This is a genomic window from Streptomyces sp. NPDC088553 (assembly GCF_044752965.1).
Lineage (GTDB): Bacteria > Actinomycetota > Actinomycetes > Streptomycetales > Streptomycetaceae > Streptomyces.
Genome location: NZ_JBIVMG010000010.1, coordinates 216,282 through 238,231, shown reverse-complemented (window position 1 = coordinate 238,231; position 21,950 = coordinate 216,282). Strand labels below are relative to the sequence as shown.

At 71.9% G+C, this 21,950-nt stretch carries 19 protein-coding genes; 5 read left to right on the top strand and 14 right to left on the bottom strand.

Going from position 1 to position 21,950, the window contains the following annotated elements:
* Positions 1 to 147: 147 nt before the first annotated feature.
* Entirely contained in the window at positions 148 to 1,572 is a 1,425-nt protein-coding gene (gene glnA / locus ACIP8Z_RS30810) for a type I glutamate--ammonia ligase (RefSeq protein WP_030314285.1), read from the bottom strand.
* A 222-nt stretch (positions 1,573 to 1,794) separates the two neighbouring features.
* Here glnA and ACIP8Z_RS30805 point away from each other — a divergent pair, with 222 nt between their 5' ends.
* Entirely contained in the window at positions 1,795 to 2,262 is a 468-nt protein-coding gene (locus tag ACIP8Z_RS30805; protein WP_266965265.1) for an RDD family protein, read from the top strand.
* Between the two features lie 96 nt (positions 2,263 to 2,358).
* On the opposite strand, the gene ACIP8Z_RS30800 is transcribed toward ACIP8Z_RS30805, so the two are convergent.
* The 4 genes from ACIP8Z_RS30800 to lipB all read right to left on the bottom strand — a co-directional run bounded on the left by ACIP8Z_RS30800 (position 2,359) and on the right by lipB (position 5,448).
* Complete coding sequence (locus ACIP8Z_RS30800; protein ID WP_402089337.1) at positions 2,359 to 3,063, bottom strand: DUF4191 domain-containing protein; 705 nt, start codon at positions 3,061 to 3,063, stop codon at positions 2,359 to 2,361.
* Between the two features lie 10 nt (positions 3,064 to 3,073).
* Positions 3,074 to 3,289: a hypothetical protein gene (locus ACIP8Z_RS30795; protein WP_030208220.1), complete on the bottom strand. Its 216-nt coding sequence runs from the start codon at positions 3,287 to 3,289 to the stop codon at positions 3,074 to 3,076.
* 266 nt (positions 3,290 to 3,555) lie between these two features.
* Positions 3,556 to 4,524 carry a lipoyl synthase gene (gene lipA, locus ACIP8Z_RS30790; protein ID WP_402089335.1) on the bottom strand — a complete coding sequence of 323 codons (969 nt, stop codon included), beginning with the start codon at positions 4,522 to 4,524 and terminating at the stop codon, positions 3,556 to 3,558.
* Between the two features lie 114 nt (positions 4,525 to 4,638).
* Positions 4,639 to 5,448, bottom strand: coding sequence for a lipoyl(octanoyl) transferase LipB (gene lipB / locus ACIP8Z_RS30785; protein ID WP_402089333.1), 810 nt, complete (start codon positions 5,446 to 5,448; stop codon positions 4,639 to 4,641).
* A gap of 311 nt (positions 5,449 to 5,759) precedes the next feature.
* Between lipB and ACIP8Z_RS30780 the strand changes: the two genes are divergently transcribed.
* Positions 5,760 to 7,331 (top strand): regulator, encoded by a 1,572-nt coding sequence (locus ACIP8Z_RS30780; protein WP_402089331.1) that lies wholly within the window; start codon positions 5,760 to 5,762, stop codon positions 7,329 to 7,331.
* A 207-nt stretch (positions 7,332 to 7,538) separates the two neighbouring features.
* Here the strand turns inward: ACIP8Z_RS30780 and ACIP8Z_RS30775 are convergent, their stop codons facing one another.
* The gene (locus tag ACIP8Z_RS30775) at positions 7,539 to 8,942 is read right to left on the bottom strand and encodes an NAD(P)/FAD-dependent oxidoreductase (RefSeq protein WP_402089329.1); all 1,404 of its coding nucleotides are present in this window, start codon (positions 8,940 to 8,942) and stop codon (positions 7,539 to 7,541) included.
* A gap of 186 nt (positions 8,943 to 9,128) precedes the next feature.
* Entirely contained in the window at positions 9,129 to 10,040 is a 912-nt protein-coding gene (locus tag ACIP8Z_RS30770; protein ID WP_402089327.1) for a TIGR01777 family oxidoreductase, read from the bottom strand.
* 46 nt (positions 10,041 to 10,086) lie between these two features.
* On the opposite strand from ACIP8Z_RS30770, the gene ACIP8Z_RS30765 reads away from it, so the two are divergent.
* Positions 10,087 to 10,590 (top strand): GNAT family N-acetyltransferase, encoded by a 504-nt coding sequence (locus tag ACIP8Z_RS30765; protein WP_402089325.1) that lies wholly within the window; start codon positions 10,087 to 10,089, stop codon positions 10,588 to 10,590.
* Here ACIP8Z_RS30765 and ACIP8Z_RS30760 read toward each other — a convergent pair.
* Positions 10,562 to 11,269 carry a TetR/AcrR family transcriptional regulator gene (locus ACIP8Z_RS30760; protein WP_402089323.1) on the bottom strand — a complete coding sequence of 236 codons (708 nt, stop codon included), beginning with the start codon at positions 11,267 to 11,269 and terminating at the stop codon, positions 10,562 to 10,564. The genes ACIP8Z_RS30765 and ACIP8Z_RS30760 overlap by 29 nt on opposite strands.
* Positions 11,270 to 11,420: 151 nt before the next feature.
* Here ACIP8Z_RS30760 and ACIP8Z_RS30755 point away from each other — a divergent pair, with 151 nt between their 5' ends.
* Positions 11,421 to 12,215: an SDR family NAD(P)-dependent oxidoreductase gene (locus ACIP8Z_RS30755; RefSeq protein ID WP_402089321.1), complete on the top strand. Its 795-nt coding sequence runs from the start codon at positions 11,421 to 11,423 to the stop codon at positions 12,213 to 12,215.
* Positions 12,216 to 12,289: 74 nt separating this feature from the next.
* Here ACIP8Z_RS30755 and ACIP8Z_RS30750 read toward each other — a convergent pair whose 3' ends face one another.
* Entirely contained in the window at positions 12,290 to 12,811 is a 522-nt protein-coding gene (locus ACIP8Z_RS30750; protein ID WP_319309680.1) for a DUF4240 domain-containing protein, read from the bottom strand.
* Between the two features lie 99 nt (positions 12,812 to 12,910).
* On the opposite strand from ACIP8Z_RS30750, the gene ACIP8Z_RS30745 reads away from it, so the two are divergent.
* Positions 12,911 to 13,849 carry an SDR family oxidoreductase gene (locus ACIP8Z_RS30745; RefSeq protein ID WP_402089319.1) on the top strand — a complete coding sequence of 313 codons (939 nt, stop codon included), beginning with the start codon at positions 12,911 to 12,913 and terminating at the stop codon, positions 13,847 to 13,849.
* Positions 13,850 to 13,852: 3 nt separating this feature from the next.
* Here the strand turns inward: ACIP8Z_RS30745 and ACIP8Z_RS30740 are convergent, their stop codons facing one another.
* From ACIP8Z_RS30740 to lpdA, 5 genes are all read right to left on the bottom strand, one after another.
* Positions 13,853 to 14,812 (bottom strand): helix-turn-helix transcriptional regulator, encoded by a 960-nt coding sequence (locus ACIP8Z_RS30740; RefSeq protein WP_402089317.1) that lies wholly within the window; start codon positions 14,810 to 14,812, stop codon positions 13,853 to 13,855.
* Positions 14,813 to 14,852: 40 nt separating this feature from the next.
* Positions 14,853 to 17,558: a pyruvate dehydrogenase (acetyl-transferring), homodimeric type gene (gene aceE / locus ACIP8Z_RS30735; RefSeq protein WP_402089315.1), complete on the bottom strand. Its 2,706-nt coding sequence runs from the start codon at positions 17,556 to 17,558 to the stop codon at positions 14,853 to 14,855.
* Positions 17,559 to 17,861: 303 nt separating this feature from the next.
* Complete coding sequence (locus ACIP8Z_RS30730) at positions 17,862 to 18,485, bottom strand: GntR family transcriptional regulator (protein WP_030314321.1); 624 nt, start codon at positions 18,483 to 18,485, stop codon at positions 17,862 to 17,864.
* Between the two features lie 131 nt (positions 18,486 to 18,616).
* Positions 18,617 to 20,404 carry a 2-oxoglutarate dehydrogenase, E2 component, dihydrolipoamide succinyltransferase gene (sucB, locus tag ACIP8Z_RS30725; protein WP_402089313.1) on the bottom strand — a complete coding sequence of 596 codons (1,788 nt, stop codon included), beginning with the start codon at positions 20,402 to 20,404 and terminating at the stop codon, positions 18,617 to 18,619.
* A 62-nt stretch (positions 20,405 to 20,466) separates the two neighbouring features.
* Positions 20,467 to 21,855, bottom strand: coding sequence for a dihydrolipoyl dehydrogenase (gene lpdA / locus ACIP8Z_RS30720; RefSeq protein ID WP_402089312.1), 1,389 nt, complete (start codon positions 21,853 to 21,855; stop codon positions 20,467 to 20,469).
* Between the last annotated feature and the right edge of the window lie 95 nt (positions 21,856 to 21,950).

The window sequence follows — 21,950 nt, the reverse complement described above, 5'->3', positions numbered from 1 at the left end:
CGCGGAGCGTGAACCCTCTACTCGTAGGTACGGACGAGAGTTCGTCACCTGTTCGCACTCCTGTGATCTCGACAGGAAACGACGAGACCCGCCGCCCCCTCGAAGGGGACGACGGGCCTCGGCGGAACCTCGCTCGCGCGGTACGGCTTAGAGGTCGAAGTAGAGCTCGAACTCGTGCGGGTGCGGGCGCAGCTGGATCGGGGCGATCTCGTGGGTGCGCTTGTAGTCGATCCAGGTCTCGATCAGGTCGGACGTGAAGACGCCGCCGGCCTGCAGGTACTCGTTGTCCGCCTCGAGGGCGTTGAGCACGGCCTCCAGGTTGGTCGGGACCTGCTGGACGTTCGCGTGCTCCTCGGGAGCGAGCTCGTAGAGGTCCTTGTCGATCGGCTCCGCCGGCTCGATCTTGTTCTTGATGCCGTCGAGGCCCGCGAGGAGCAGCGCCGAGAAGGCGAGGTACGGGTTCGAGGACGGGTCCGGCGCGCGGAACTCGACGCGCTTGGCCTTCGGGTTCGAGCCCGTGATCGGGATGCGCATGGCGGCGGAGCGGTTGCGCTGCGAGTACACCATGTTGACCGGGGCCTCGAAGCCCGGGACCAGGCGGTGGTACGAGTTCACCGTCGGGTTGGTGAAGGCGAGCAGCGACGGGGCGTGCTTGAGGATGCCGCCGATGTAGTAGCGGGCGGTGTCCGAGAGGCCCGCGTAGCCCGTCTCGTCGTAGAACAGCGGGTCGCCGTTCGCCCACAGCGACTGGTGGACGTGCATGCCCGAGCCGTTGTCGCCGAAGATCGGCTTCGGCATGAAGGTCGCGGTCTTGCCGTTGCGCCAGGCGACGTTCTTCACGATGTACTTGAAGAGCATCAGGTCGTCGGCCGCGGCGAGCAGCGTGTTGAACTTGTAGTTGATCTCGGCCTGGCCGGCGGTGCCGACCTCGTGGTGCTGGCGCTCGACCTGCAGGCCGACGTTCTCCAGCTCCAGGGAGATCTCGGAGCGCAGGTCGGCGAAGTGGTCGACCGGCGGGGCCGGGAAGTAGCCGCCCTTGTAGCGGACCTTGTAGCCGCGGTTGTTCTCCTCCGCACCGGTGTTCCAGGCGCCGGCCTCGGAGTCGATGTGGTAGAAGCCCTGGTTCGCCGAGGTCTCGAAGCGCACCGAGTCGAACACGTAGAACTCGGCCTCGGGGCCGAAGTACGCGGTGTCGGCGATGCCGGTGGACGCGAGGTACGCCTCGGCCTTCTTCGCGATGTTCCGCGGGTCACGGCTGTACTGCTCGCCCGTGATCGGGTCGTGGATGAAGAAGTTGATGTTCAGCGTCTTGTCGCGGCGGAAGGGGTCCACACGGGCCGTCGACAGGTCGGCGCGGAGCGCCATGTCGGACTCGTGGATCGCCTGGAAGCCGCGGATCGACGAACCGTCGAAGGCGAGCTCCTCCGACGGGTCGAACGCCGTCGCCGGGATCGTGAAGTGCTGCATCACGCCCGGAAGGTCGCAGAAGCGGACGTCGACCATCTTGACGTCGTTGTCCTTGATGTACTTCTTGACCTCGTCGGCGTTCTGGAACCCGTGCGTCTCGGACATCCCACTCCTCCTACTCCCGGCCCGGGGAGGGGCGGGGTTTGCAGCTGGTTCGTGCGGCCAGTGCGGTGGCACACGCTGGACCCGACCATAGGCAGACGGGATTTCTCAAGCATGACCCAATTGTTTCGTCGAAGTTAACCGAGGTGGGTGCTGCCGCGCCGGTCGGGACCCTTCGCCTACCCGGGCCGAAGTGATCAAAAACGGGCGCAGTACCGTGGTCGGGTGGACAACAGGCAAGCACTCGGATCTTGGCTCTCCGGCCCCCGCGCGGCGGCCGAGGACGCAGGCGTCGACTTCGGCTACCGCGGTCAGCAGCTGGGGCTGCCCGAGGAGGGCCCCGGTTCGATCGCCCGCCCCGGGCGTCGTCTCGGCGCCCTCGCCGTCGACTGGGCCCTCTGCACGCTGATCGCATACGGCCTGATCACCGACGGCTACAACCAGGCGACCGGCAACTGGGCCCTCGTCATCCTGCTCGTCCTGAGCGTGCTGACCGTGGGCACCATCGGCTCCACCCCCGGCAAGCGCCTCTTCGGCCTCGGGGTCGTCTCCGTGAACGGCGGCCGCCTCGGCCTCCCGCGGGTGGCGCTCCGCTCCCTGCTGGTCTGCCTGGCGATCCCGGCCCTCATCTGGGACCGCGACGGCCGCGGCCTCCACGACCGCCTCTCCGGCGCCGTACAGGTCCGCATCTGACCGGCGCGCACGCATGACGAAGGCCCCGGACCGTCCCACGGTCCGGGGCCTTCGTCATGAAGCAGTTCTGGAAACAATCGCTTCCGGTCGGGCGCGTCAGCGCATCTTTCCGCCCCGCGGCATCCGCATGCCCTTCGGCATCGGACCCTTCGGCAGCGGCATGTTGCTCATCAGGTCACCCATCGCCCGCAGCCGGTCGTTGGCCGCCGTCACCTGCGGGCCGGTGAGCACCCGAGGCAGCTTGAGCATGGTCGTACGGACCTTCTTGAGCGGCACCTGGCCCTCGCCGTCGCCGACGATGATGTCGGTCACCGGCACGTCCACCACGACGCGGTTCATCCGCTTCTTCTCGGCCGCGAGCAGAGGCTTCAACCGGTTCGGGTTGCCCTCCGCCACCAGCACGATGCCGGCCCGGCCGACCGCCCGGTGCACGACGTCCTGGCTGCGGTTCATCGCGACCGCGGGGGTCGTCGTCCAGCCTCGCCCGACGTTCTGCAGGACCGCCGCGGCGGCGCCCGGCTGGCCCTCCATCTGCCCGAAGGCCGCGCGCTCGGCGCGCCGCCCGAACACGATGGCCGCCGCCAGGAGCGCCAGGACGAATCCCAGGATGCCCAGGTAGACCGGGTGACCGATCAGGAAGCCGATCGCGAGGAGGACACCGAGTACGACGATGCCCACGCCTGCGACGACAAGTCCGACCTTCGGGTCAGCCTTTCGGGTCATCTTGTACGTGAGGGCGATCTGCTTGAGCCGCCCCTGGTTCGCAGCGTCAGCGCTGCCCGTGTTTGCCTTCCTCGCCATGTCCTGAAGTTTACGTGGCCCGGGAAGTCCGGCCCGACGCGACCTCCATCACGTGCTGGGCCTCGACCCGGTCCTTGGCGCGGCGGCGGTCCTCCAGGACGGAGTTCCAGGCGTTGCGCCGGGCGGTGCGCTGCCCGGCGCCGAGGAGCAGTGCCTCCACGGCCTTCAGGGCGTCGGTGACGGACGGGATCGCGGTGACGCGGACGTGCGTCGATGCGGCCGGCATGTCGGGGTCCTCCCTCGATTGCGGATGAGACGAGGCGGGGGGTACGAGCGGGGATGTGAGCGAGTCGTGGCGGTGAGTGCATCCAGGCTCACAGACTGGTGTTACCAGGGCGTGACCCGGTGGTCAAACACTGATGAAACGTTGATGCGGCCATGTGGAGGGCACGGGAAACGCCGACGCGGCCCGTACATCCCCGCTGAGCTGCGGGGCCGTACGGGCCGCGTCCGATCCGGCCATTACCGGCCAGTAACTGCTTGTGCTCCGATTCACACGGCCTGGGTGGCGTTGTCCACCGCGCCGCGCTTCTCGATCGCCTGCTGGAACAGGCGCCCCGCGCGGTACGACGAACGGACCAGCGGGCCCGACATGACACCGGAGAAGCCGATCTCGTCGGCCTCTTCCTTCAGCTCCACGAACTCCTGCGGCTTCACCCAGCGCTCCACGGGGTGGTGCCGGACGGAGGGGCGCAGGTACTGCGTGATCGTGATCAGCTCACAGCCCGCGTCGTGCAGCTGCTGGAGTGCCTCGCTGATCTCCTCACGGGTCTCGCCCATGCCGAGGATCAGGTTCGACTTCGTGACCAGACCGTAGTCACGGGCCTGCGTGATGACGTCGAGCGAACGCTCGTAACGGAATCCCGGACGGATCCGCTTGAAGATCCGCGGCACGGTCTCCACGTTGTGCGCGAAGACTTCGGGGCGGGAGGCGAAGACCTCCGCCAGGAGCTCCGGCACCGCGTTGAAGTCGGGCGCGAGCAGTTCGACCTTGGTGCGGCCCTCGGCGCGCTCCGCCGTCTGCTGGTGGATCTGGCGCACGGTCTCCGCGTACAGCCAGGCGCCGCCGTCCTCCAGGTCGTCGCGCGCGACGCCGGTGATGGTGGCGTAGTTCAGGTCCATCGTGACGACGGACTCGCCCACACGGCGCGGCTCGTCCCGGTCCAGCGCCTCGGGCTTGCCCGTGTCGATCTGGCAGAAGTCGCAGCGCCGGGTGCACTGGTCACCGCCGATGAGGAAGGTCGCCTCGCGGTCCTCCCAGCACTCGAAGATGTTGGGACAGCCCGCCTCCTGGCAGACCGTGTGCAGCCCCTCGCTCTTCACGAGGCTCTGCATCTTCGTGTACTCGGGCCCCATCTTCGCCCGCGTCTTGATCCACTCGGGCTTGCGCTCGATGGGGGTCTGGGCGTTCCGGACCTCCAGGCGCAGCATCTTGCGTCCGTCGGGTGCGACTGCGGACACATCGGCTCCTGTAGCTTCGATTCTTCGGCGCACACCAGGGTACGCCGTTGCTTCCCATGCCTTACTACGTCAGGCCAACCTCTGGCCAGCGCCCTGCATTCCTGCGGGCCCTCCTCAGACCGAGGTCGTCTCCACCGGACGCTCGATCTCCCGCGGCTTCAGCTCCGCGTTCTCCAGGACGTCCCGCAGGTGCTTCTCCACGACCGGGAGCACCTCCTCGATGGTGAGGTCCCGGCCCAGCTCGTTGGCGAGCGACGTCACGCCCGCGTCGCGGATGCCGCACGGGATGATCCGGTCGAACCAGGCGTTGTCCGGGTTCACGTTGAACGAGAAGCCGTGCATCGTGACGCCCTTGGCGACCCGGATGCCGATGGCGGCGAGCTTGCGGTCCTCGCGGCGCTGGCCGGCGTTGGACGGGGCGTACTCGGGGCCGTTCAGGCGCGGGTCGAACTCGTCGTCGGTCAGCCGCGGGTCGAAGTCGAGGGAGAGCCCGCCGATCGCCGGGCGCTGCTCGACCGGGTCGCCGAGGACCCAGACGCCGCTGCGGCCCTCGACCCGCGTGGTCGCCACGCCGAACTCGGCGGCGGTGAGGATCAGCGCCTCCTCGAGCCGGCGCACGTGCGCGACGACGTCCACCGGACGGGGCAGTTTCATGATCGGGTAGCCGACGAGCTGGCCGGGGCCGTGCCAGGTGATCTTGCCGCCGCGGTCGACGTCCACCACGGGCGTCCCGTCGAGCGGGCGCTCGTTCTCCGCCGTACGCCGGCCGGCCGTGTAGACCGGCGGGTGCTCGAGGAGCAGACAGGTGTCGTCGATCTCGTCGGCGAACCGCGCGGCGTGCACCTCGCGCTGCTTGTCCCAGGCCACCTGGTAGTCGACGGCTTCCTCGCCGAACCCAAGGCGGACGAATCGCAGCTCACTCACGGCCATGCCTCCTCCTGGGTGCCGGGGCCGGAATCCGGGGATCATCCCGGGCCGGTGCGGCACCATGCGTCATTCGCGCCCATGCCACTGTACGGCGGTGCCGGGGACGGCCCTCCGGCAGGTGGACGGGGACCGGGTCCGGCAGGTGGCTGGGGACACCTACGTCAGCGATGCCGTCAATCCTCACACGATCGGATGAATGTGGGGCGAAGGTGGCGGTACGGGCCGTGAGGACCGCTAAATTCGCGCCGTTCCATGAGGGTCCGACGGGGCTGCCGCCCGGACCCGGAAGGCAGGAGACCGCACAGCTGATGACGGAACGACCACCGCAGCGCATCCCGAACCGCCAGCTCGCCGCGCTCATCGCCGAAGCCGGGTTCTCCCATGCGGGTCTGGCGAGACGGGTGGACCAGCTCGGTCTGGAACACGGTCTCGACCTGCGGTACGACAAGACCTCGGTGACCCGCTGGCTCCGCGGCCAGCAGCCGCGCGGCACCACGCCCGCGCTGATCGCCGAGGTCTTCACCCGTCGCCTCGGCCGCCGGCTCTCCGCCCAGGACCTCGGCCTCGACGCCTGCGCGCCGGTCTACGCGGGCCTGGAGTTCGCGGCGACTCCCGAGGAGGCGGTCGACATCGTCAGCGGGCTCTGGCGGAAGGACTCCGGCAGCCACGCCGAACTCCGCAAGATCGCCTTCACGCCGGCGGGCCTGGTCGTGCCCAGCCGCGACTGGCTGATCGGCCGTGCGGACGACCGGGTGGCGCGGGGGGACGCGCCGCAGGGTCCCCGGGCCACGGCGGCGTCGGGCGCCGCGGCGGCGGCCGGAGCCACGGCCACGGCCGGCGTCACGGCCACGGCCGAGGCCCGTCTGGCGCACGACCCGCGCCCGGCCCACGACCCCCGGCTCGCGCACGACCCCAGGGTGCCGCCCCAGGGCCGCTTCTCCGTGCCCCGGCAGCGCGGTACGGACAGGGGGCCCGGCCAGCGGGTCTCCAGCGGGGACATCGCGGCCCTGCGCTCCGTCGGCGAGCTCTTCCGTACGCTCGACCACGCCTACGGCGGCGGGCACGCCCGGCAGGCCCTCGTCCGCTACCTGGAGCACGAGGCCGAGCCGATGCTGCGCGGCACGTACGGCGAGTCCGTGGGCCGGCGCCTCTTCGCCGCGGCCGCCGACCTCACCCGGCTCGCCGGATGGACCTCGTACGACATCGCCGCGCACGGCCTCGCCCAGCGCTACTTCGTCCAGGCGCTCCGGCTCGCCCAGGCGGCCGGGGACCGGGCGTACGGCTCGTACGTGCTCCTCACCATGAGCTGCCAGGCCGTCTACCTCGGCCACGGGCGGGAGGCCGTGCAGCTCGCCCGCGTCGCCCAGCAGGGCGTCGGGCCGGCCGCGCCGCCGGTCGTCCAGGCGATGCTGCACGCGGTGGAGGCGCGGGGGCACGCGGTCCTCGGCGAGGCGCGGGTGTGCAGTGCCTCGCTCGTACGGGCCGAGCGGGCCCTGGAGGCGGCGCGGCCGGGCGACGAGGTGCCGTACTGGGCCCGGATGTTCGACGAGGCCCAGCTCGCCGACGAGCTCGGGCACTGCCACCGCGACCTCCAGCAGTACCGGCCGGCGGCCCAGCACGCCGAACGCGCCCTCCAGCTCAGGGCCCCCGGCTTCGCCCGCAGCCGCCTCTTCTGCCGGGTGGTCCTGGCGACGTCGCGCCTCGCCCTGGGGGAGCTGGACCAGGCGTGCGCGCTGGGCGCGGAGGCCGCGCAGCAGGCCTCGGAGATGCGGTCGGCGAGGGCGGTGGAGTACGTACGCGACTTCGAGCGCCGCCTGGAGCCGTACCGGGACGCGGCGGCGGCCCGCACATACAGGGACCGAGTAGCCGCCATCGGCTGACCCCCGGCCCCTGGCCGCCCGTCCGGGCTGCGCCCGCCACCCCCCCCGCCCACCTCCGTGTGGGCCTTCGTCCCGCTGGGGCGTGGGGGACCCCCACGCCCCAGCGGAACGAAGGCCCACAACCGCGGGGGCGCAGCCCGTGGCGCGCGTGGGGGAGCCCCGGGGCCCGGGCCCGTGCGGGTGGCGCGCAAAGACCCCGTCAACCCCCTACGCCGCCTCCTCGGCCCCCTCGTCCACCCCCCGCCGCAGTCCCAGGTCCCTCAACAGGGACACCGCCGCCCGGCGGCCCGAGGACAGGGCCCCCTGAGGGTTGCTCGTCGCGCGGTGGTCGCCGCAGACGTACAGGCCCGCGAGCAGCCGGACCGAGCGGTGCGCGTCGTGCGGTGGGGGCATCGAGGGGACGGCGTCCGGCGTGTGCCGCAGGGCCAGCAGCTCCCACTCGTCCGTCGACGTGCCGTACAGCGTCGCGAGGTGCTTGCGGACCCGCCGTTCCGTGTCGTCCGGCGGCGTTCCGAGCACCGTCGAGGTGATCAGCGTCCGGCCCGACGGCGCCCGCCCCGGGTCCACCGCGCTCATCACCGCCGTGTGGGCCACCGGCCCGCCCGGGTCCGCCTCCAGGAGCAGCGTCGGGTCGGCCGTCGGCGCCACCGGCGCCGTGTGGTGCAGCACCGTCACGGAGTGGAAGGCCGGCCGACGCAGGCCGGGCAGCAGCTCGGCGGCCGTCCGCGCCCCCGTCGCGAGGACGACCGACCGGCACCGGAACACCCCGTGCTCCGCCGTCGTCACCCGTGAGATCGACGTCTCGGTGACCCGGACCCCCGTCCGGACCGTGCCCGGCGGCAGCGCCGCCGCGAGCCGCTCGGGGAGCGCCGCCGCCCCGCCCTCGGGCACCGCGAGCCGGCCCCGGGCGAAGGCGCGCAGCGCCAGGTCCGCGCGGCGGCTCGACATGCCGAGGTCCGGGTCGCCGAGGAGCGCCGCGAGCAGCGGCCGCAGCACGCCCTGGACGGTCCTCGCGGGCAGCCGCGCGGTCAGCGCCTCGCGCGCGGTCCGTTCGGGGCGGGCCAGGATCCGCTGCGCCGGGGTCGCCGCGAGCCGGACGAGGGAGGCGCCGAGCCGCGCCTGGTCGAGCGAGGCGGCCGGATGCCGGGGGGCGCTCGCGAGGGCGCGCGCCACGCTGAACGCTCCCCCCACGCTTCGGTGCCCCGCGCTCCGGGGCCCCCCGGCCGTCCGGCGCGGGTGCGGGGCGCCCCACCGCGCGTACCGGCCGTCGCTGTGCACGAGCACCCCCGGCGCGAACGGCCGCAGCACCAGGCCGTCGAGGCCCGGAACGGCCCGGAGTTCCTCGTACGACAGGGTGAGCAGCGGTCCCACCCGGTCGAGCAGGAAGCCGTCGACGGCCTCGGTCGCCATCCGGCCCCCGACGCGGGGTTCGGCCTCCAGGACGACCACGGAGAGCCCCGCGTCGGTCAGCCGGCCGGCCGCGGCCAGTCCCGCGACCCCGGCTCCCACGATGACGACGTCGACGGTGTGCGCGGTGCCGAGGTCGACATCGACGTCGCTGTCGACGTTCGTACGCTGTGCGGTCCTTGCGCTGTCTGCGCTGTTGAGCACGTGCCCCTCCCCAGGTCGGCGCGGCCGGTGGGAGGCCTATGCCCCCAACGGGCCTCCGGAATGCCCGAGTTCGCCGTTCTCGTCGAGCCTAGGCAGCGCTCCCACCGGTGCCAGCCGCGCGCACCGGGGTGCGTGTGGCACGGGGGAGCACGGAGGGGGAGTGCGGGAGGGGGAGCGGTACGGGGTTCAGCGCGCGGCCGCCCGGATCGAGTCGTCGATCGTCGGGAACGCGAAGTCGAATCCGGTCTCCAGCAGCCGCCCCGGCAGCACCCGCTGACTCCCCAGCACATCCTGTGCGAAGTCCCCGAGGACCACCTTCAGCGCGGGCGCGGGCACGGTGAAGAGGGTCGGCCGGCGCAGGACCCGGCCCATCGCCGCGGTCACCTCGCGGTTGGTGACCGGGTCGGGGGCGGTCAGGTTCACCGGGCCCGAGAGCGCCGGGGTGTCGATGAGATGGCGCAGGGCGGCCACCTCGTCGTGGAGGGAGATGAACGACCAGTACTGGCGGCCGTCGCCCATCCGTCCGCCGAGTCCGGCCCGGAAGACCGGGAACAACCGTCCCCACGCCCCTCCCTCGCGCGCCACCACCAGGCCGGTGCGGGCGTAGGTGACCCGGATGCCGGCCTCCTCGGCCGGCGCCGCGGCGGCCTCCCACTCCACGCAGACCTCGGGCAGGAAGCCCGTGCCCGCCGGGGCGCTCTCGTCGACCGCGCGGCTGCCGGTGTCCCCGTACCAGCCGAGCGCCGTGCCGCACACCAGGCTCTCCGGGGGCTCCGCGAGGGAGGCGAGGGCCTGGGCGATCGCCGTCGTGCCGAGGACGCGGCTGTCGCGGATCTCCCGCTTGTACGCCTCGTTCCAGCGGCGCTCGCCGACCCCGGCGCCCGCCAGGTGTACGACGGAGTCCACGCCGACGAGCCCGGCGGCGTCCACGTACAGCCGCTTGGGGTCCCACTCGACCTCGTCGGCGGTCCGGGCGGGCCGGCGCACGAGCCGGACGACGTCGTGGCCGTCGGCGCGCAGGGAGTGGACGAGGGCGGAGCCGATGAGCCCGGAGGCACCGGTGACGGCGACACGCTTGTGAGTGGCGGAACGCTGCATGGAGCCATCCTGCCCTCCCGGGCGGGCGCGTGGCACAGTGGCCGCCATGATCGTGCCGGAGACGCTGATACGTACCGCCGAACGCGCGGACGACGCCGCCCTCGCCGAGCTCGACCGGGCCGCCTGGTCGACCCTGCACGCGGTGCTGCCCGCCCCGGTCCCGCCGTACGAGCCCTTCTTCGACGACCGCCACCTGCCGGGGGATTACCTCCTCGCCGTGCGCGCGGGCGTGATCGACGGCTACGTCCGGGTGGTGTCGCCGACCCCGCTCGCGGCCACCGCCCACGTGCGGCAGATCCAGGGCCTCGTGGTCGCCGAGGCCGCGCGGGGGCGCGGCGTGGCGCGGGCGCTGCTGCGGGCGGCGATGGACCGGGCCCGGGCGGACGGCGCCGTACGCATGACCCTGCGGGTGCTCGGCCACAACGCCCCGGCCCGCGCGCTCTACGCCTCCGAGGGCTTCGCGGTGGAGGGCGTGCTGCCGGGGGAGCTGTTCCTGGCCGGGGAGTACGTGGACGACGTCCTCATGGGCCGGTCGCTGACCCTCCGCTGACGTCCGGGTTCAGCAGCCGCATCCCGCCCATCAGTTCGCGCAGGCACCGGACCGCGAGCTCCGCCGGGGCGCCCTCGCCGCGCACCGGCGCGTCCGTCTCCGCCCAGCTCTCCAGGGCGATCCGGATGGCGTCCGTGGCCGCCGCGGCCGCGAGCCGTACCTCCAGCGGGTCCGCACCCGGCCCCGCGAGGCCGGCGACGACCTCGCGCAGCCGCTCCTCCGACTCCTGGTTGACCCGGTACCAGACGGCCCGCAGCGCGGGGTCCTCGGCGGCCGCGCGCAGCAGCCCGCGCGTCCAGCGCAGCCCCTCCTCGGCCGCCGCGTCCGTCGGGGTCAGTGAGGCGGCGATCGAGCGTTCCAGGGCCTCGGGCAGCCCCGCGCCCGGTTCCGAAGGGCCATCGGCGGTCGTCGCGGCCGTCGCGGCGAGGAGTTCGCGCCAGCGGTCGCCGCCGCCCGCGAGGAGCGGGGCCACGGCGTCCTGCTTGGAGCGGAAGTACCGGTAGAAGGTGCGCAGCGCGACCCCGGCCCGCAGGGCGATGTCCTCGGCCGTGGTGCCGTCGGGGCCGTGCTCGGTGAAGAGCTCGGCGGCGGCGCGTGCGATGTCCAGCTGGGTCGCGGCCTTGCGGCGCTCCGTCAGCGTCCGGGTGGGGGGCGTGGCGCCCTCGGGCTTGGTGCTCACCGTACGAAGCGTACGCCCGCGACTGCCGACGGTGCACGTCGTGCAGCTATGGCAAAACGTGCCACTTGGGCGTACGGTGGCAGCATCCCCGGGAAGCTCTGACGTCCCGGAAGCAGGATTCCCGGAAGCTCGACATCGAGAGGTTGCCGCCATGAACCAGCTGACCCGTTACGAAGGACGCCGCGCGCTCATCACCGGCGGAGGCTCCGGCATCGGCCAGGCCACCGTCCTGCGCCTGCTCGCCGAGGGTGGCCGGGTCGTCGCCGCCGACATCAGCGAGGACGGGCTCAAGGACACCGTCGCCAAGGCCGGCGACGCCGCCGACCGCCTCACCACCGTCGTCCTGAACGTCGCCGACGAAGCCTCCGTGCGCGCCGGTGTCGCCGCCGCCGTCGAGGCGCTCGGCGGCCTGGACGTCCTGGTCAACGCGGCCGGCATCCTGCGCTCCTCGCACACCCGTGAGACGAGCCTCGACTCCTTCGAGCAGGTGATACGGATCAACCTCACCGGCACGTTCCTGATGATCCGCGAGTCGATCCCCGCGCTCCTGGAGGGCGACGGCTCCGCCGTCGTGAACTTCTCCTCCACCTCCGCGATGTTCGCGCACCCCTACATGGCGGCCTACGCGGCCAGCAAGGGCGGCATCCAGTCCATGACCCACGCGCTCGCCGCCGAGTACGCCAAGCAGGGCATCCGCTTCACCGCCGTCCAGCCCGGCTCCATCTCCTCGGGCATGACCGACGGCACCGGCGCCAGCCGTCAGAGCGTCGGCCCCGGCATCCCCGAGGACGCCGACTGGTCCCTCTTCGGGAAGCTCGCCCCCGCCCTCGGCCAGGGCTTCGCCGGCCCCGAGACCGTCGCGGGCGTCGTCGCGATGCTGGCGTCCGAGGACGGGAAGTTCATCACCGGCACCGAGGTCCGCATCGACGGCGGCACGCACTTCTGAGCGGTGGGGATGTCCCCGAAGGGCGGCACACCGCCCTTCGGGATCGGATCCCGGGGCTTCCGCCGGGATCCGCGCTACGTCGTGCCGAAGCGCTCCCACAGCCGGGGGAAGCGCTCCGCGAGGACCTTGTCGTCCTCCAGGTCGAACGGCGCTCCCAGCGGCTCCCCGCCCGGCATCGGGATGCCCAGGTCCGGAGTCTCCGCGCCGGTCAGCTGCTCGTACGCCTCGTCCGCCGCGAAACCGATCTCCTCGCCGTCCCCGTCGATCTCCACGTCGAAGTCGCCGAGCAGCTCCGCGAGCGCGTCGGGATCGTGCACCGCGCCCTCGTACACCTCCCGGCCCTGGCCGATGAGCCAGCAGCGGAACGAGTCGAAGGTCTCGTCGCCGGCCCCGTCGAAGAGCACCGCCGCCGCGCCCCACAGATCCCAGAGGTACGCGCGGTTGTAGCGGGCCTCGAAATGGCGTGCGTAGTCGAGCACGGAGTCGGGGTCCAGCCGGGTCAGCCGTTCCACGAGCAGGTCGGCCTGTTCCTCGGGGTCGCCCTCGGCGTCCTCGCGGCTGGCGTCGATGATCTCCCAGAACTCCGTCTCGTCCATCACGGGACCAGCATCCTGGTTCGGGAGGTGCGACGCACCCGGAAAGCCCGAAATGAATCCAGACAGAAGATGTCGTACTTTCCTGCGAGTCTGGTGCGCATGACGACGGAGACGAACGAGACGAACCAGACGAACAGCCTGCGCGGACGGATCTGCCTGGTCGCCGGGGCCACCCGGGGCGCCGGACGCGGCATCGCCGTCCAGCTCGGCGCGGCCGGGGCGACGGTGTACGTCACCGGGCGGACCACCCGCGAGAAGCTCAGCGAGGTCGGCCGGGCCACCGAGACCATCGAGGAGACCGCCGAACTGGTGACGGCCGCAGGCGGCGAGGGCATCGCCGTCCCCACCGACCACCTGGAGGTCGACCAGGTGAGGGCGCTGGTCGACCGGATCGACCGGGAACAGGGGCGGCTCGACGTCCTCGTGAACGACGTCTGGGGCGGCGAGCACCTCCTCGTCTTCGGCGGGAAGACCTGGGAGAACGACCTCGCCGGCGGCCTGCGGATGCTGGAACTCGGAGTGCGGACGCACGCCATCACCTCCCACACGGCGATCCCGCTGCTCATCCGGAACCGAGGCGGCCTCGTCGTCGAGGTCACCGACGGCACCTCCGAGTACAACGGCACCCGCTACCGCGAGAACCTCTTCTACGACCTCGCCAAGAACGCCCCCATCCGGATGGCCTTCGGCCTCGGGAAGGAACTCGCGGAGTACGGCGGCACGGCGGTCTCCGTCACCCCCGGCTGGCTCAGGTCCGAGCAGATGCTCACCGCGTTCGGCGTCACCGAGGAGAACTGGCGCGACGCCGTCGAGAAGATCCCCGGCTTCGCGATCGCCGAGTCCCCGGTGTACGTGGGCAGGGCGATCGCCGCGCTCGCGGCCGACCCCGACCGGCACCGCTGGAACGGCCGGTCGCTGTCGAGCGGTCAGCTCGCGGGGGAGTACGGCTTCACCGACGCGGACGGCTCACGGCCGGACGCCTGGGGCTTCATGCTCGCCGACGAGAAGGGCAACCCGGACGTGAACGACTACCGCTGACCCTCACGCGTACCGCGAGGCCATCGCCCGGGCGGCCGCGCCGAAGCGCTCGCGCAAGGAGGCCGGGGCCAGCACCTCGGCCTCCGGGCCGAGCGTGAGCAGCTGGGAGAACGCGACCTCCTCGCTCTCCACCGGGAGGACCACCCGGAGCCCGCCGTCCTCGGGCACCGCCGCCGCGAGGGCCTCCTCGGCGGCCGCGCGGTCCGTCACGTACGGCAGCCGGCGGGCACCCGCCTCCGTGAGCCGTACGACGACCTCGGCGCGCAGGATCGAGCGGGCGAACTCCGCCGCGCGCTCGGCCCAGAAGGCGGACAGGCCGAAGGACTCGTCCCGGTCGAAGCGCTCCACGGCGAGGGCGACGGAGACGAAGCGGTCGACCCGGTAGGTGCGGAACGCCGTACCGGACCGCGCGCACAGGTACCAGACGCCGGCCTTCAGGACGAGGCCGTACGGGGCGAGCTCGCGCTCCACCTCGCGGTCACCGCGCCGGTAGCGGGCCGAGACCATCCGGTCGTCCCACACCGCCTCCGCGATCGGCGCCAGCAGCTCCGGGGTCTCCGGCTCCTGGTACCAGCCCGGCGCGTCGAGCAGAAAACGCTGCGCCACCGAGTCCGGGGCGTCCCGCAGCGAGGGCAGCAGCGCCGCGGACACCTTCAGCCGGGCCGCCGACGCCGCGTCCTCCAGGCCCATGTCCCGCAGCGCGCCCGGCAGTCCGGACAGGAACAGCGCCTCTGCCTCGCCGCGCGCCAGGCCCGTGAGCCGGGTGCGATAGCCGCCGACGAGCCGGTACCCGCCGGACCTGCCCCGGTCCGCATACACCGGAACCCCCGCCTCCGAGAGGGCGAGGGCATCGCGGGTGATGGTGCGCTCCGACACCTCCAGCTCGGCGGCGAGCTCGGCCGCCGTCATCGAAGGACGGGACTGGAGGAGCAGGACCATCTTGATCAGCCGGGCGGCGCGCATGAACCCATCATGCGCGCCCGCACCGACAACAGGGCAGGGCCTACAGGCCGTAGCGCTCGCGCGCCTCCTTCACGGCCGAGGCCGGGACCTCGCCGCGGCGGGCGAGCTGCGCGAGGGCCGCGACGACGATCGACTGGGCGTCGACACCGAAGTGGCGGCGGGCCGCGTCACGGGTGTCCGAGAGGCCGAAGCCGTCGGCACCGAGCGAGGACCAGTCCTGCTCGACCCACTGCGCGATCTGGTCGGGGACCTGGCGCATGTAGTCGGAGACCGCGAGGACCGGGGACTCGACGCCCTCCAGGGCCCGGCGGATGTACGGCACCTGCTCCTCGCCGCGCAGCAGCGCCGCGTCGGCCTCCAGCGCGTCGCGCCGCAGCTCCGTCCAGGACGTCGCGGACCACACGTCGGCGCCCACGCCCCACTCGGCGGCGAGCAGCTTCTGCGCCTCCAGGGCCCAGTGGATGGCCGTACCGGAGGAGAGGAGCTGGATGCGCGAGGCGTTCGCCGGGAGGTCGAGGCCCGCGGACTCCGCCGTGTTGAAGCGGTAGAGGCCCTTGACGATGCCCTCGTCGACGCCGGCCGGCTTGGCGGGCTGCGGCATCGGCTCGTTGTAGACGGTGAGGTAGTAGAAGACGTTCTGGTCCTCGCCCTCGGCGGCCTCGCCGTACATCCGGCGCAGACCCTCCTTGACGATGGCCGCGACCTCGTAGGCGAACGCCGGGTCGTAGGTCAGCGCCGCCGGGTTGGTCGCCGCGATCACCGGCGAGTGGCCGTCGGCGTGCTGCAGGCCCTCACCGGTCAGGGTCGTACGGCCCGCGGTGGCGCCGACGAGGAAGCCGCGGCCGAGCTGGTCGCCGAGCTGCCACATCTGGTCGGCGGTCCGCTGCCAGCCGAACATCGAGTAGAAGATGTAGAACGGGATCATCGCCTCGCCGTGCGTGGAGTACGCGGTGGAAGCGGCGATGAAGTCGGCCATCGAACCGGCCTCGGTGATCCCCTCGTTGAGGATCTGGCCGTTGACGGCCTCCTTGTAGTACATCAGCTGGTCGCGGTCGACCGGCTCGTACGTCTGGCCCTTCGGCGAGTAGATGCCGAGCGACGGGAACAGCGACTCCATACCGAAGGTACGGGCCTCGTCCGGGACGATCGGGACCCAGCGCTTGCCGGTCTCCTTGTCGCGGATGAGGTCCTTGACCAGACGGACGAAGGCCATCGTGGTCGCCATCGACTGCGCGCCGGAGCCCTTGTCGAAGGCGGTGAAGGCCTTCTCGGCCGGGGCCGGCAGCGGGGCGATCGCGTGGGTGCGACGGGCCGGGGCCGGACCGCCGAGCGCCGCGCGGCGCTCCTGCAGGTAGCGGACCTCGGGGGAGTCGGCGCCGGGGTGGCCGTACGGCACCTGGCCGTCGGCGAACTGCGCGTCCGAGATGGGCAGTTCAAGAAGGTCACGCATGTTCTTGAACTCGTCGTTCGAGAGCTTCTTCATCTGGTGGTTCGCGTTCTTCGACGCGAAGCCCTCACCGAGGGTGAAGCCCTTGACGGTCTGCGCGAGGATGACCGTCGGCGCGCCCTTGAACTCGACGGCGGCCTTGTACGCGGCGTACACCTTGCGCGGCTCGTGGCCACCGCGCGAGAGGTGGAAGCACTCCAGGATCTTGTCGTCGCTCAGCAGCTGCGCCATCGCGACGAGCGCCGGGTCCTTGCCGAAGAAGTCCTGGCGGATGTAGGCGGCGTCGCGGGTCTGGTACGTCTGGACCTGCGCGTCCGGCACCTCGCGGAGACGGCGGACGAGGGCGCCGGTGGTGTCGAGCGCGAACAGCTCGTCCCAGGCGTTGCCCCACAGGGACTTCACGACGTTCCAGCCGGCGCCGCGGAACTGGGCCTCCAGCTCCTGCACGATCTTGAAGTTGGCGCGGACCGGGCCGTCGAGGCGCTGCAGGTTGCAGTTGATGACGAAGGTCAGGTTGTCCAGACCCTCGCGGGCGGCCAGGGCGAGGGCCGCGGTCGACTCGGGCTCGTCCATCTCGCCGTCACCGAGGAACGCCCACACGTGCGAGGCGGAGACGTCCTTGATGGCGCGGTTGGTCAGGTAGCGGTTGAAGCGCGCCTGGTAGATCGCGGAGAGCGGGCCCAGACCCATGGAGACGGTCGGGAACTCCCACAGCCAGGGCAGGCGGCGCGGGTGCGGGTAGGAGGGCAGACCGTTGCCGCCGGACTCCTGCCGGAAGTTGTCGAGGTGGGCCTCGTTCAGGCGCCCGTCCAGGAACGCGCGGGCGTAGATGCCGGGCGCGGCGTGACCCTGGATGTAGAGCTGGTCGCCGGAACCGTCGGCTTCCTTGCCCTTGAAGAAGTGGTTGAAGCCGGTCTCGTACAGCCAGGCGGCCGACGCGAACGTGGCGATGTGACCGCCGACGCCGTACTTCGAGCCGCGGGTGACCATCGCGGCCGCGTTCCAGCGGTTCCAGGCGGTGATCCGGCGCTCCATGGCCTCGTCGCCGTCGAAGGCGGCGCCCGTCGGCTCGGCGGAGGTCGGGATGGTGTTGACGTAGTCCGTCTCCAGCAGCTTGGGCAGGGCGAGGCCCGCGCCCTCGGCGTGCTGGAGCGTGCGGCGCATCAGGTAGGCGGCCCGGTGGGGGCCGGCGGCCTTGGTGACGGCGTCCAGGGAGGCCGCCCACTCGGCGGTCTCCTCGGTGTCACGGTCCGGGAGCTGGTCGAGCTCGCTCGGAATCTTGCCTACGGGATCGGTCATGATCGCCGCCTTCCGGACAGGTGGGGGTGGAGAAGGGGTGCCTTGTCTGGCAGGACAGGGCGAAGGGCCGGGTAGCGGCCCGCCGAAGACTGTAAACCGGCGATCGATGATCGATCAAAGGGTTGAAGGGGAAAACCTCTTCAGATCGAGAAAGTCGGCACAGGGTGCCGCGAAACGGGGCACCCGGTGCCTTGTTTTCGCAGGTGAGGGCGGGGAGAGGTCGCTCACTGAGGACATGCGCGCACGAATGAGCGGGCCCACCCGAGGGTGGACCCGCTCACCGTCCGTGACGAGAAAAGAGGGTCAGGCGCGCGGCGCGCAGCCCAGCACATGCGCCTTCACCAGCGCGCCGATGTTCGGATCGCCCCGCCGGAAGGCCTCCACCAGCTCCTGGTGCTCCTCCGCGTACGACTTCTGAACCGTGCCCAGCCAGCGGATCGACAGGGCCGTGAAGACCTCGATGCCGAGCGTCTCCCAGGTGTGCAGCAGGACGGCGTTCCCCGCGGCCTTCACCAGCTCCCGATGGAAGGCCACCGTGTGCCGCACCTGGGCCGTTCCGTCGGAGGTCGCGTCCGCCTCGTACAGGGCCGCCACGTGCGGCTCCAGGGCCGAGCAGTCGGCCGCGAGCCGGCCGGCCGCCAGCTCGGCCGCGATCTGCTCCAGACCGGCCCGAACGGGGTAGCTCTCCTCCAGGTCGGCCGCGGTCAGATTGCGGACCCGGACGCCCTTGTTCGGCGCCGACTCGATCAGCCGCAGCGATTCCAGCTCGCGCAGCGCCTCGCGCACGGGCGTCTGGCTGACCTCGAGCTCGGTGGCGATCCGGCGCTCCACGATGCGCTCGCCCGGCTTCCAGCGGCCGCTGACGATCCCCTCCACGATGTGCTCGCGGATCTGCTCGCGCAGCGAGTGGACGACGGGGACGGTCATGAAGCGGCTCCTCGGGGAGTGTTGACTCTAAAGACAATACGGCGGCGCCCCCGTCCGGAAACACTTCCGGACGGGGGCGCCGCAGGTGAGGCTCGTTACGTTGCCTCGGCGTATGCCTTTCGGCGTACTGCCTACAGGCCGAGGTCGTTCTCGAACTCGCCGGCCTCGAGGATCGCCTTGACCGAGGTCAGGTAGCGGGCGGCGTCGGCGCCGTCCACCAGACGGTGGTCGTAGGACAGCGCGACGTACGTCATGTCGCGGATCGCGATCGTCTCACCCAGGTCCGGGTGGTTGATGACGACCGGACGGCGCACGGTGGCGCCGATGCCCAGGATGGCGACCTGGTTCGGGGGCACGATGATCGTGTCGAAGAGCGCGCCGCGCGAACCGGTGTTGGAGATGGTGAAGGTCGCGCCGGCCAGGTCGTCCGGGGTGATCTTGCTGGCGCGCACGGCGCCGGCCAGCTCCGCGGTCTTCTTCGAGATGCCGGCGATGTTGAGGTCGCCCGCACCCTTGATGACCGGGGTCATCAGACCCTTCTCGGAGTCCACCGCGATACCGATGTTCTCGGTGTCGAAGTAGGTGATCGTGCCCTCGTCCTCGTTGATCCGGGCGTTGATGACCGGGTGGGCCTTCAGCGCCTGGGCCGCAGCCTTCACGAAGAACGGCATCGGGGAGAGCTTGACGCCCTCACGGGCGGCGAAGGCGTCCTTCGCGCGGCCGCGCAGCTTCATCAGCTTGGTGATGTCGACCTCGACGACCGAGGTCAGCTGGGCCTGGCCGTGCAGCGCCTTCATCATGTTGTCGCCGATGACCTTGCGCATGCGGGTCATCTTGACGGTCTGACCGCGCAGCGGGGAGACCTCCAGGGCCGGAGCCTTGGCGGCGGCCGGAGCGGCCGCGGCGGGGGCAGCGGCGGCGGCCTTCTTCGCCTCGGCGGCCGCGAGGACGTCCTGCTTGCGGATACGGCCACCGACGCCCGAACCCTTGACGGCCGCGAGGTCGACACCGTTCTCGGTGGCGAGCTTGCGGACCAGCGGGGTCACGTACGCGCCGTCCTCGGCGGGGGCGGCCGCGGGGGCCGCCGGAACCGGGGTGACGACCGCGGGGGCGATCGACGGGGTCTGGGCGACCGGCGCCGGAGCGGCGACCGGGGCGGCGACCGGGGCGGCCGGAGCCGCCGGAGCGGGGGCCGGGGCGGCCGGGGCCGGAGCGGCCGGGGCGGCGGCAGCGGGGGCCGGGGCGGCGGCGGGGGCCGCCGGGGCCGGGGCGGCCGGCGCGGCCGGAGCCGCACCCGCGGCACCGATGACGGCGAGCTTGGCGCCGACCTCGGCGGTCTCGTCCTCGGCGACGACGATCTCCAGGAGAACGCCGGAGGCCGGGGCGGGGATCTCGGTGTCGACCTTGTCCGTGGAGACCTCGAGCAGCGGCTCGTCGGCCTCGACGGTCTCGCCGACCGACTTCAGCCAGCGGGTCACGGTGCCCTCGGTGACGGACTCGCCGAGCGCGGGCAGCACGACGTCGGTGCCGGTCGCACCGCCGGCCGGAGCGGCCGGGGCGGCGGGAGCCTCGGCCTCGGGGGCCGGAGCGGCCGGAGCCTCGGCGGCCGGCGCCGGGGCCTCGGCGGCCGGGGCCGCGGCGGGCTCGGCGGCCGGAGCCGGAGCGGCGGCCGGGGCGCCCGTGCCGTCGTCGATGATGGCCAGCTCGGCGCCGACCTCGACCGTCTCGTCCTCGGCGACCTTGATGGAGGCCAGGATGCCCGAGGCGGGGGCGGGGATCTCGGTGTCGACCTTGTCGGTCGAGACCTCGAGCAGCGGCTCGTCGGCCTCGACACGCTCACCCTCGGCCTTGAGCCAGCGGGTGACGGTGCCCTCGGTGACGCTCTCGCCGAGCGCCGGCAGGGTTACGGAAACCGACATGGTTTCAGTTGCTCCTAACGAATTGCGGGAAGTGGTCGTCGCGCCCTGTGATGACGTGAGCGTCAGTCGTGGGAGTGCAGGGGCTTGCCGGCCAGGGCCAGGTGGGCCTCGCCGAGCGCCTCGTTCTGCGTCGGGTGGGCGTGGATGAGCTGCGCGACCTCGGCCGGCAGCGCCTCCCAGTTGTAGATCAGCTGCGCTTCGCCGACCTGCTCGCCCATGCGGTCACCGACCATGTGGACGCCGACCACGGCACCGTCCTTGACCTGGACGAGCTTGATCTCGCCCGCGGTCTTGAGGATCTTGCTCTTGCCGTTGCCCGCCAGGTTGTACTTGAGGGCGACGACCTTGTCCGCGCCGTAGATCTCCTTGGCCTTGGCCTCGGTGATGCCGACGGAGGCGACCTCGGGGTGGCAGTACGTCACCCGGGGCACGCCGTCGTAGTCGATCGGGACGGCCTTCAGGCCGGCCAGGCGCTCCGCGACGAGGATGCCCTCGGCGAAGCCGACGTGCGCGAGCTGGAGCGTCGGGACGAGGTCGCCCACGGCCGAGATCGTCGGCACGTTGGTACGCATGTACTCGTCGACCAGGACGTAGCCGCGCTCCATCGCGACGCCCTGCTCCTCGTAACCGAGACCGGCGGAGACCGGGCCGCGGCCGATGGCGACCAGCAGCACCTCGGCCTCGAAGGTCTTGCCGTCGGCCAGGGTGACCTTGACGCCGTTGTCGGTGTACTCGGCGGACTGGAAGAAGGTGCCGAGGTTGAACTTGATGCCGCGCTTGCGGAACGCGCGCTCAAGAAGCTTCGAGCTGTTCTCGTCCTCGACCGGGACCAGGTGCTTCAGGCCCTCGATCACCGTGACGTCGGTGCCGAAGGACTTCCACGCCGAGGCGAACTCGACGCCGATGACGCCGCCGCCCAGGATGATCGCGGACTCCGGGACGCGGTCCAGGGTCAGCGCGTGGTCCGAGGAGATGATCCGGTTGCCGTCGATCTCCAGGCCGGGGAGGGACTTCGGCACGGAACCGGTGGCCAGGAGGACGTGACGGCCCTCGACACGACGACCGTCGACGTCGACGGAGGTCGGGGAGGACAGGTGGCCGGTGCCCTCGATGTAGGTCACCTTGCGGGAGGCGACGAGACCCTGCAGACCCTTGTACAGGCCCGAGATCACGTCGTCCTTGTACTTGTGCACGGCCTTGATGTCGATGCCCTCGAAGGAGGCCTTGACACCGAACTGCTCCGCCTCGCGGGTCTGGTCGGCGACCTCGCCGGCGTGGAGCAGGGCCTTCGTCGGGATGCAGCCGTTGTGCAGGCAGGTGCCGCCGAGCTTGTTCTTCTCGATCAGTGCGACGTCCAGGCCCAGCTGCGCTCCGCGCAGCGCCGCGGCGTAACCGCCGCTACCGCCGCCGAGGATCACTAGGTCGAAAACGGTGCTGGCGTCGTTCGCCACGTCACGTCCTCCATGCATGTGCGCTCGTCGCCGGTCCCCTCGTTCCCCTTTCGGGTGAGGACCGGTCGGTCGGCTGGTGTTCGGCCGCTTATTTT